The following is a 9,493-nucleotide window of genomic DNA, read 5'->3' as shown; positions in this document are numbered from 1 at the left end:
AGTTGGCCCGCCCGGGCCAGAGCTGGATAGCTATGTCGAGAAGGGATAAGCGCTGAAGGCATCTAAGCGCGAAGCCGCACCCAAGATAAGTTTTCCCATCTCTTCGTGAGATCAAGATCCCAGGCAGAACACCTGGTTGATAGACGGCACGTGCAAGCCTGGTAACAGGTGCAGCGAAGCCGCCCTAATGATCGTACGGCTTGTTTCACACGTTTGTATCTTCATCGTGGCTCTACAATGGATGGCGCGTCGTCTGCTTCAACAAAGCTGACAGGAAAGCGCTCGGCAAAATTGAGGAAATGCACTTTTCAGTGGTTCAGACCCATACAAGTAGGATTTGCTTTTGGCAAGTCCTTTTTTGTTGTCCTCTTCGATCAGTGGAACTCAATACTTTACCACTTGTCCTCTGGCATGCCATTCATATTCCATATGCTTTGCTGTCCATTGGGCCGTTTCAGTTCCAAACAGGCGCTCAACTATATACAAACTCATATCGATCCCTGCTGAGATGCCTGCTGATGTGATGATATGTCCCTCATCTACAATACGCGCATCAGCCAGGACAGTCGTACGAGGATAGGTCTCTTTCATCCAAGTGACGCTGTTCCAGTGGGTAGTTGCGTGTCGCTGATCCAGTAATGCGCTCTCCGCCAGGAGAAAGGCTCCTGTACAGACACTGGTCGTCAACTGCGTCTGCCGATCCTGCTGCTGAATCCATTCGATCAATTTGTTGTTATGGCGCTCTGTGCGTGTTCCATTACCTCCTGGCACAACCAGGATATCCAGGGCCGGATGTTGCTCAATTGTGGCTTGAGGTTTGACCAGTAATCCGCCTCGGCAGGATATAATCCTGTCGGTTTCGGCAATAGTGACAACGTTAAAGAGTTGTGCACTATCATTATGCACTCCCGGTCTACGTGCCACCGAGAAAACCTCAAAAGGGCCACAGAAATCCAGCACTTCAACCTCATCAAATAGCAGAATGCCAACTGTAGGCTTTATATTTTCACTCATCTTCAAAAATCCTTTTTCGTGTAATGACACGATATTTCTCCATTTTCTCTTGCATTACTACTCTATTTATACTATGCATATTCTACAGTGTTGGTGCAAGGGCCGATAAAAAAGCCGCCAGATTGTTTGTGACTGCATACGCAGGTGTCACGTTAGAATAGTATGACCATATTGCTGGTATAGCTGTGACTGTATATGAGTAATATTGGCACTTCTCTATTTTTCTCTCTCTCATGGGCAACCGTCCCACTAGGAACTTAATACTTTATATGGATGTCTCAGAAATAATGCAAGATCAGTATATTTCTTATCCCGCTGCGCCTGGAAAAAGGCTTTGGCGCAATCCCCATTTTAATACGTTCTGGTTTGGACAAACTCTTTCAGTATTTGGCGATTCTTTTGCATCTATTGCTATTCCTCTATTAGTATTGCAAGCTACCGGTTCTGTCGCCCTGATGGGATTAGTTACTGCGATGAATAGCGCTGGTCAAATTCTTGCTGGCTTCTTTGCCGGTGTGATCGCTGATCGCGTTGATCGCCGTAAACTAATGATTGTCTGTGATGTTGTGCGCATGTGCTTGTATGGTGCAATTCCGCTCTGCTGGTCTCTCTTTGGCCCACAATTCTGGCTGATTTTTCTGGTGGTAGGATTAGGTTCGTGTCTGGGCTTGACATTCCAGGTGGCTTATGTGACGGCTATTCCTAATCTGGTGGATGGTGATCAGATCGTGGAGGCCAATAGTCGCTTGCAGATTACCTACTCGATTGCTTTTGTCCTGGGACCTGTGCTGGCTGGCTTTATCGTGGGTACATTTGGGGCTTCGGCAGCCATTACGGGGGATGCAATCTCGTTCGCAGTTTCTGCGTTTTCACTCCTCTTTATTCGTCTCAGAGCTGTAGCCGAGGTGACGCCATTAGAATTGATCAAGCAGGAAACAGTGGAGCAGGTCACGATACCACGTCCTATTGAGCGGCGTAGCACACTATGGACTGATTTTGTGGAGGGGGCCACCTTTATCTGGCATAATCAAGTTTTAAAGCCGATGGCATTCTTGCTCTTTATCCTCACCTTGCTCACCGCCGGTGCATTAGATCTCTTTATTTTTCATATTAAAGCGGATCTTGGTGGCAATGATACCAGTGTTGGCCTGGTCTTTGGGCTTGCCAGTATTGGTGGAGTGGTTGGAGGTGTTGTCGCGCCAACTCTGCGCAAACGCCTGGGCTTTGGTCCCTGTTGGATTGGCAGTCTTTTGCTAAATGCAGTCGCTTTGATCTTAATTGCCCTGGCTCCCAACATGGTCTTGTGCTGCCTGCTGGCAATGCTCTTCACCTTTAGCAGTACGGTTTCCAGTGTGGTCTCGATGTCATTAAGACAGGAAATAACGCCCGATAGTCTGCTCGGACGTGTTACCTCGGTCTTCTGGACCGTAATTGGTGTTCCGGGTCCACTTGGGGCCGCCCTTTTCACCGGCTTGAGTACTCATGTTGGCACCACCAGCGTGTTACTGTTAATTGGTTCACTCGCGTTTGTAACTATGCTGACCGGGCTGTTTACTCCCGCTCGTCAGAGGTTCCCCGTCCGCCATTTCTGATCAAAATATGATGCATATGAGAAACCTCTGCTCACGGTTCTGTTACATGCTGGCTGGATCAATTGAAGTTCTGAATACTACATACTATCTGTATCATTGCCGATACATCATGCCTGCTCGAGTTTCCACTCGGCTTCCAGATCATCAATGAACTGCCGGGCACTCCGTCCTGATCGGCCAGCATGTTGACGTTCCCACGCTAATGCCTTGCCCTGCAACTCTTCCTCGGCTATCTGGATGCCTCGTTGTTGTGCTAACTCACTGACTATGTGTAGATATTGTTTTTGATCGGGCGAGAAGAAGTTAACACGCAAGCCAAAGCGATGGACGAGCGATTGCTTCTCATCCATGGTATCGCGCCAGTTAATATCATCGATTGGCTTGCCACGGTCACTGTAGTTCTCGCGGATCAGATTCATGCGGTTCGATGTGACACAGATCAGGACATTTTTGGGTCGTGCCTCGGCAGTTCCTTCCAACAATACTTTGAGTTTCTTATAGGATGTTTCGTGTTCCTCGAAGGAGAGATCATCGATGTACAGCAGATAGTGTGGAGCGTGACCTCGCAACTCCGCGGCTACCAGTGGCAACGCGTTGATATCTTCTTTCGCAATCTCCACCAGGTGCAATCCCTGAGCAGTGTAGGCGTTGGTAATCGCCTTGATGGTGGATGACTTGCCTGTTCCAGGTGGTCCGTAGAGCAGCATATCGTGTGCTGGTAATCCAGCCATAAAATGCTCAATGTTGGCTTTGATGAGTGATTGCTGCCGCTCATGTCCAATTAAGCCTGTCAATTGAATGGGATCTGGATAAGCGATGCCCGACAGTTGTTGCTGATTATCTTGCCAGCGCAATACATGATAACGGGCCAATTTCCCTGTACCATAACGAGACCAATACTGTTCCAGTGGACTGACCAGTTCCTTCCAATCTGTGCAGGTGGCGATAGTTTGAGCCAGTGCTGTCCGGGCTGTATTGGGAGTTGGTTCACGTTGTGGCTGTAAATCGCTCCATGGAGACCAGGCATCCCCAAGTTCAGGCATGGCTGAAGTAACTGCCGCGCAGGTCTGAGCCCAGAGTAGATGCGCGTCCAGATCAAAGAGGCGTTGTAATGTCTGAAGATCGCGTTGTGCCTGCATGCGTAGGGCCGGTGATAGACGAGGCGAGCCAACCTGTTCAACTTGCGTGCTCCAGAGGTTCCTATCTTCAATCAAACTACTCACCAGATAAGCCTGCCAGGCATCTGCTACTACCGGTTCGGGATCTGTATAGGCAGCTGTTGCTAACTGGCTAAATGCATTGCTAAATGCTTCCGCAGTTACGATGGGATCGGGCTGAGACGTTAGAGCTTGCAGCAATTGTAAGACAGCCTGACCCGCTGCATGCGCGAGAACTCCGCGTAGTAAGGTCAGACCGTGTATAGCATGAACAGAGGCACGTAGTTTCTCCAATGGGGGAATCATAGCTATCGGCTGATCATACCTATCTTGAAAATCTGTTTTCATAGAGCGATAGTCATCCTTTACTGTATAGTGAATGCGGGACGAAGTAGATGCTCAATCATGGGGCTGATATTCATTTTTTGCGAGTATAGCACATTGTAGAGTGAGCGTCACCGCTCCATTGCGTACTATTAACTACTACACATCAAAATAGTCTGGATGGAGATCACTTTCCTTTTCGCACAATCATAGAAATGTAACTAAAAAAGCAAGCATTTTTAATAGATATATTGTAATATAAACATATGAATTTATAGAATGGATAATCTTTTACGTTTTGTAAGCAAATGAGTATAAAATAATCTGGCATGCACAGTTCAGTTAAAGGGAGAAGATTGTGGACTCACAAGGACACGATGCATTATCTCAAGCAGCCAATAGGGAGCATGATCACGCCTCAACGCCCGCTCAGCTATCACAGCATCCGGTCAATCCTTCAGACCCAAAGCATGCTCTATCCACAGCTGCGGAAAAAGTAAAAGATGGAGATGATCATCATCAGCAGTCAAAGATAACACAACATGCTGATATTGATACACTTGAAGAGGATGACCTCGATCCAGATCGGACGGTGAGGCTTCGCAAGCCCATTCAAAGAAGCGTTACATTGGAAACAGATGCCTCTCTTCCCAATGTCGAAAATATATCTTTTCTCGTTGCCTTTAATCACAATATACGTGTCGTTACGTTTAAGTATAAGGAGAACATCCCGCATAAAAAATCAACTCCATCCTTTATGCTTCAGCGTAGTTGGGAGATTCAGGCTCGTAAGAAACGTTTCAAGCTCAAATATCTATGGCTTTCCCTGCTCTGTATTGCCGTTGTATTTGCAGGTGGTATGGGTGCTCTCTATTATCTGGATATCATTCCAAATCGTGGTGGCTTGTCAGAGACAACTCTGGTAGCGCCCTCGTCTTTCTCGCCTACTCCTGACAGTCCTGCTCCAAAATTATTGCCGGTGCAGGGCAATGCCACTTCCGCCAATCAATGGCTTGCGAATGGTTCTCTATTCACTGTTTATCTTGATACCAATAAACATGTTCAATTACTCTCCAGTTCTGATGGTCAGAACTGGCAGCAAAAGGATCTAACCCGGGAGACAGGTTCCGCTCAAACAAATGGGCGTGTTGTGACCAGTTATAGTTGGGATAAAGGCAATACACAGCAGGTAGCTTATATTGATGTGCTCGGACATATTCATCTTCTGCGGGCTGGCATCGATAATCATTGGAGTGTCCTGGATGTGACGCAGATCACTCATGCTCCTCTGGCAAATGGAGCCGTATTAAAGGGATTTGACTGGTTAGCTACTGGCTCACAACAGCTTGTCTATATTGATCGGGTAGGACATATCCAACAACTCTCAAGTTTGGATGGGAATAGCTGGCAGGACACGGATGTAACGTCTCTTACACACGCTCCACCAGCCAATGGCATCGCCCTGACAGCATTTCCCTGGACCAAAACTGAACGCCAACAGATTGCTTACATCGACACACACCAACACATCCTTGAGCTCAGCTCAGATACCGATGGGCATTGGTCGAGTATAGATCTCACACTGATAGGCGGTGCCCCCCTTGCTAATGGCAATGTGTTGACTGGTTATGAATGGCGCATCACAGGCCAAAAGTACATCGAATATATTGATACTCAGAAACACATTCAAGAGCTGATGAGTCAGTCTCTGGGAACGTGGACGGTGAGCAATGTAACCAATCGGACTAACCGCCCCTTGCCGGATGGCCGTGACCTGGCGGCATTTGATTGGATTCAGGGAGGCTCACGCGTTATCTTGTTTGTGGATGCGAACCATCATATGCAAGAATTGGCGCAGGCACCTCAGAATAACTGGAATGCCATCGATTTGACTCAGATATCCTCCGCTCCTTTAGCAGCTAATGATGCAGGGCTGGTTGGCTATATCTGGTCCACACACGGCATCCAGATGGTCGTTTTTGTCGATAGTACCAACCATCTTGACGCGATTTTTAGTTCAACCTCTGGTATCTGGCAACATGCCAACTGGTAATAATCGTCTTATCCATATCCCGGTGAAGTGCAGCAAAACTTTGCCGGGATAAAAGAAGCTTTTCTCTTATCTGTTCTCTGATAAGTGCTTGTGATCGCCTGAGTTTACGATGCATAATTGAAGGAGGATTGATTGACTCTTATGAAGAGGGTATATATTCATGAAGCATCGAGCCAGGCGTATTGAACAAAATCTACTTGACTATTTCTTGCAGCCCGATCAAGTAGGACCACATCTTCAAGTGGCGGACGTGCTACTGCGCGAAAACAAAGATCCCAAAGAAGTTTTTGCCCATATGATTCGTCTTGCCACAGATAGTAAATGGAGCCACTCGGCGCTTCTCTATCTGATCAGTGATCCACATCGAGGTTTCAATAATACCTTTCTGGTTGAAGCCAAAACTAAAGGCATTCATCTCGCAAGCTGGCGTACCGAGGTTCTTCCGTTCAATGAATTCACGGTTGGTATCAAGCGTCCAGACGTGAGCTGGTATGTTGAAAATCCCTATGAAATCTCACGCCATAGCGAGCATGATCCAGAAGATACCCATGCTATCGGTTATTTACGGCATGTACGCGGCATCGCCATTGACCAGATTACTGGCTTATATGATCATAAAACCGTTTATGAGCTGGCTGGTCTCTACACGGAACGCGCGGCGCGCAAACATCTGAGCGCTCTCCCACAAATTGCCGATGCGGCTGAGGCAGTGGCCCACTTCTTCAAAAAATGGGATGAGAAGGATTCCGAGTCCGAAGCTGTCTTAAATTTTATCTGTAGTGGCCTGGTTCAATATAGCTTCTTTGAAGCCTTGCGGCGGCGCATTATCAATGATCTCGCTATTCCAGAGCATCGCCAGGCAGGCCTCAGTAATCTCTCCAATCTCCAGCGTGTAATCTTTCGCGATGACCCAGAAGGACTGGTTGCGCGCTATATCCAACAAGTGCAAGTGGGTGAGCTAGATATCAGCCAGCCAGTGCCAGAGGATGTGCTGGATCTCTTGAAAACGGCCACGCCAGCTGATTTTAACAATAGTCCTTATCTCCAGTGGCGCTATGTCATTCTTAAAGGTGCCGTCTGGCGTATTGAAATTGCTGCGGAAGATTATGTTGCCAGCGATCCAGACGAATTGGAATCTTGAAAATGCTGGATTCTGAGCATCGTTCTTAAACGCATGTGATACCATATATATGGTCTATTTCTCATTCGAGAGTGTCTGATATAGCTTGTTGTGAAACGTATTATGGTTATATAGAGGAGAGCCATCTTCACTATTTCCAGAATGCGGTCAACCAAGAAGGAGAAAATTATGCCAACACGTAAAGCGGATGCCGAATGGCGTGGTGATTTAAAGCAAGGCGAGGGTACATTACATCTGGGCAGCGGAGCATTTGATGGTAAATACTCATTCCGTTCCCGCATGGGCGATGGATCGGGTGGTACTAATCCCGAGGAATTGATCGCTGCGGCCCACGCTGGCTGTTATTCCATGGCCTTATCAGCGAGCCTGGCGGGAGCGGGACACACGCCAACCAGCGTGCACACCACCGCCAACGTCCATTTCAATCCAGTCGATGGTGGTTTCGCGATCAATCCTATTGAGCTGGTCACCGAAGCTATTGTACCTGGTATTGATAATGCAACCTTCCAGAAGATTGCTGAAGATGCCAAGCAGAACTGCCCCGTTTCCAAGGCTCTTGCTGCCACGGATATTCATCTGAAGGCTACCTTGCTCGAACAATAAGCAATAGATATAAATAAAAAAGGCCCGGCTATTTATCTGAAATGGCCGGGCCTTTTGTTTTCTTTGATATCTGTGTAATAGAGTTTGAGGCAACAAAAAACACCCGTGTGGGCGGGTGAGACGGCGACTTCCTATTTTCCCACGCAGTTGCCCACGGAGTATCATCGGGGAGGAAGAGCTTAACTACCGTGTTCGGGATGGGAACGGGTGTACCCTCTTCGCTAGTGTCACCGGCTCACCTGCACAGACAGGTGTTCTCGATGTGGACATACTACTACACCCTTGCGCTTCTGTCAACCCCCAGTTTCCTTCCAGACGAGAAATGAGGGCCTCCGTAGCAGGAGCAGCCACCCTTCACCGGCAATACCGCTCAAAGAAAAGGAATAGGAGGGAAACCCACAAATGATGGAGAATGTAGGTGCGTGCCAAGGCCGCAGCCGAGGTGCGCTTTCCCGTTCACGTACGATATCTCACCCGTAGGCCATCGGTCCCAAAACCGTCCTGCCAGAGGGCGTTACAGAGCGTTGGGGCGAAATGGTAGTACGAGACGAGGAAAGCGCACCTCGGTTGCGACCTCGGCACGCACCTCCACGTCTCCATCCTCATTCTCGGTCTTGAAACGGTCTTGCCACGAAATTTGGTCCCCAAAACCCTTGACAAGACCATCTTGCGTATGGCATACTCATTGAGCTGTCGAAAAAGCAATCACAAACACCTCTCACGAGGGATTGTGCTCCTGTTTCATCGAACATCCTTTGTGCCACGCTAAGGTGGCCCCTCTGAGATCATCCATCTCTCTGATTGTTTCCCAACTACTGTTGAGATTGTAGAGAGTTGTTGGCTCTTTTTTCGGACCGTTTCCTCCTCTGGAGGGCGCGAACGAGACGTGAGACGAGATTTCAGTGCAAGCGAAAATTCCGCTGGAAAAACGCTTGACAAACCACAAGGGATATGCGATACTACTGGAGCTGAAGCGAGCGAACACAAAAACACGAAACGTTCGCTCTACAGACAGATGTACCTTGACAACTGAAGAGTGGAAAGCAGAACAGTAACTGGAACTATACACGAAAAATTTATAGCTCCTGTCAATTCAGCTGTAGCGATGCAGAAATGCGTCGGCTAGAGCAAACACATAATCTGCGAACAATTGCCATGTTTTTGTAACTTGGCCATGATCGCTTTTCTCATGCAATTTACAGACGTTCGCTGAAGGTCTGTGCTTTATAAAATTGGATGGCGAGTTTGATCCTGGCTCAGGATAAACGCTGGCGGCGTGCCTAACACATGCAAGTCGAACGCTCTTCGCAAGAAGAGAGTGGCGGACGGGTGAGGAACACGTGGGCTATCTACCCCCTGGTGAGGAATACCGGCGAGAAATCGCCGACAATACCGCATACGCTCGTAAGAGCAAAGCTCGCAAGAGCGCCAGAGGATGAGCCTGCGCCCGATTAGTTGGTTGGTGGGGTAATGGCCTACCAAGACGGCGATCGGTAGCTGGTCTGAGAGGACGATCAGCCACACTGGGATTGAGAACGGCCCAGACTCCTACGGGGGGCAGCAGTGAGGAATTTTCGTCAATGGGGGCAACCCTGAACGAGCAACGCCG

General features: G+C 48.3%; 6 protein-coding genes and 3 rRNA genes. 6 read left to right on the top strand and 3 right to left on the bottom strand.

What is annotated here, in order from left to right:
• A 23S ribosomal RNA gene (locus F1593_RS26355) occupies positions 1–208 on the top strand; the annotation flags it as partial.
• A gap of 176 nt (positions 209–384) precedes the next feature.
• Here the strand turns inward: F1593_RS26355 and F1593_RS26350 are convergent.
• On the bottom strand, positions 385–1,014 hold the full coding sequence (locus F1593_RS26350) for a DJ-1/PfpI family protein (protein ID WP_149404538.1): 630 nt from the start codon (positions 1,012–1,014) through the stop codon (positions 385–387).
• Positions 1,015–1,301: 287 nt separating this feature from the next.
• Between F1593_RS26350 and F1593_RS26345 the strand changes: the two genes are divergently transcribed.
• Entirely contained in the window at positions 1,302–2,606 is a 1,305-nt protein-coding gene (locus F1593_RS26345) for an MFS transporter (protein ID WP_172632469.1), read from the top strand.
• A 107-nt stretch (positions 2,607–2,713) separates the two neighbouring features.
• Here the strand turns inward: F1593_RS26345 and F1593_RS26340 are convergent, their stop codons facing one another.
• Entirely contained in the window at positions 2,714–4,111 is a 1,398-nt protein-coding gene (locus F1593_RS26340; RefSeq protein ID WP_149404536.1) for an ATP-binding protein, read from the bottom strand.
• A gap of 334 nt (positions 4,112–4,445) precedes the next feature.
• Here F1593_RS26340 and F1593_RS26335 point away from each other — a divergent pair, with 334 nt between their 5' ends.
• The 3 genes from F1593_RS26335 (at position 4,446) to F1593_RS26325 (ending at position 7,884) form a co-directional block, all read left to right on the top strand.
• Complete coding sequence (locus F1593_RS26335; RefSeq protein ID WP_149404535.1) at positions 4,446–6,140, top strand: hypothetical protein; 1,695 nt, start codon at positions 4,446–4,448, stop codon at positions 6,138–6,140.
• A gap of 160 nt (positions 6,141–6,300) precedes the next feature.
• Positions 6,301–7,281 (top strand): hypothetical protein, encoded by a 981-nt coding sequence (locus tag F1593_RS26330; protein ID WP_149404534.1) that lies wholly within the window; start codon positions 6,301–6,303, stop codon positions 7,279–7,281.
• Positions 7,282–7,449: 168 nt separating this feature from the next.
• Complete coding sequence (locus tag F1593_RS26325; protein ID WP_149404533.1) at positions 7,450–7,884, top strand: OsmC family protein; 435 nt, start codon at positions 7,450–7,452, stop codon at positions 7,882–7,884.
• A 118-nt stretch (positions 7,885–8,002) separates the two neighbouring features.
• Here F1593_RS26325 and rrf read toward each other — a convergent pair.
• A 5S ribosomal RNA gene (rrf, locus tag F1593_RS26320) occupies positions 8,003–8,119 on the bottom strand.
• 998 nt (positions 8,120–9,117) lie between these two features.
• Here rrf and F1593_RS26315 point away from each other — a divergent pair.
• A 16S ribosomal RNA gene (locus F1593_RS26315) occupies positions 9,118–9,493 on the top strand; the annotation flags it as partial.

The organism is Dictyobacter arantiisoli, from assembly GCF_008326305.1.
In the GTDB taxonomy this organism is placed as follows: domain Bacteria; phylum Chloroflexota; class Ktedonobacteria; order Ktedonobacterales; family Ktedonobacteraceae; genus Dictyobacter; species Dictyobacter arantiisoli.
This window is presented reverse-complemented; position numbering and strand designations above follow the sequence as displayed.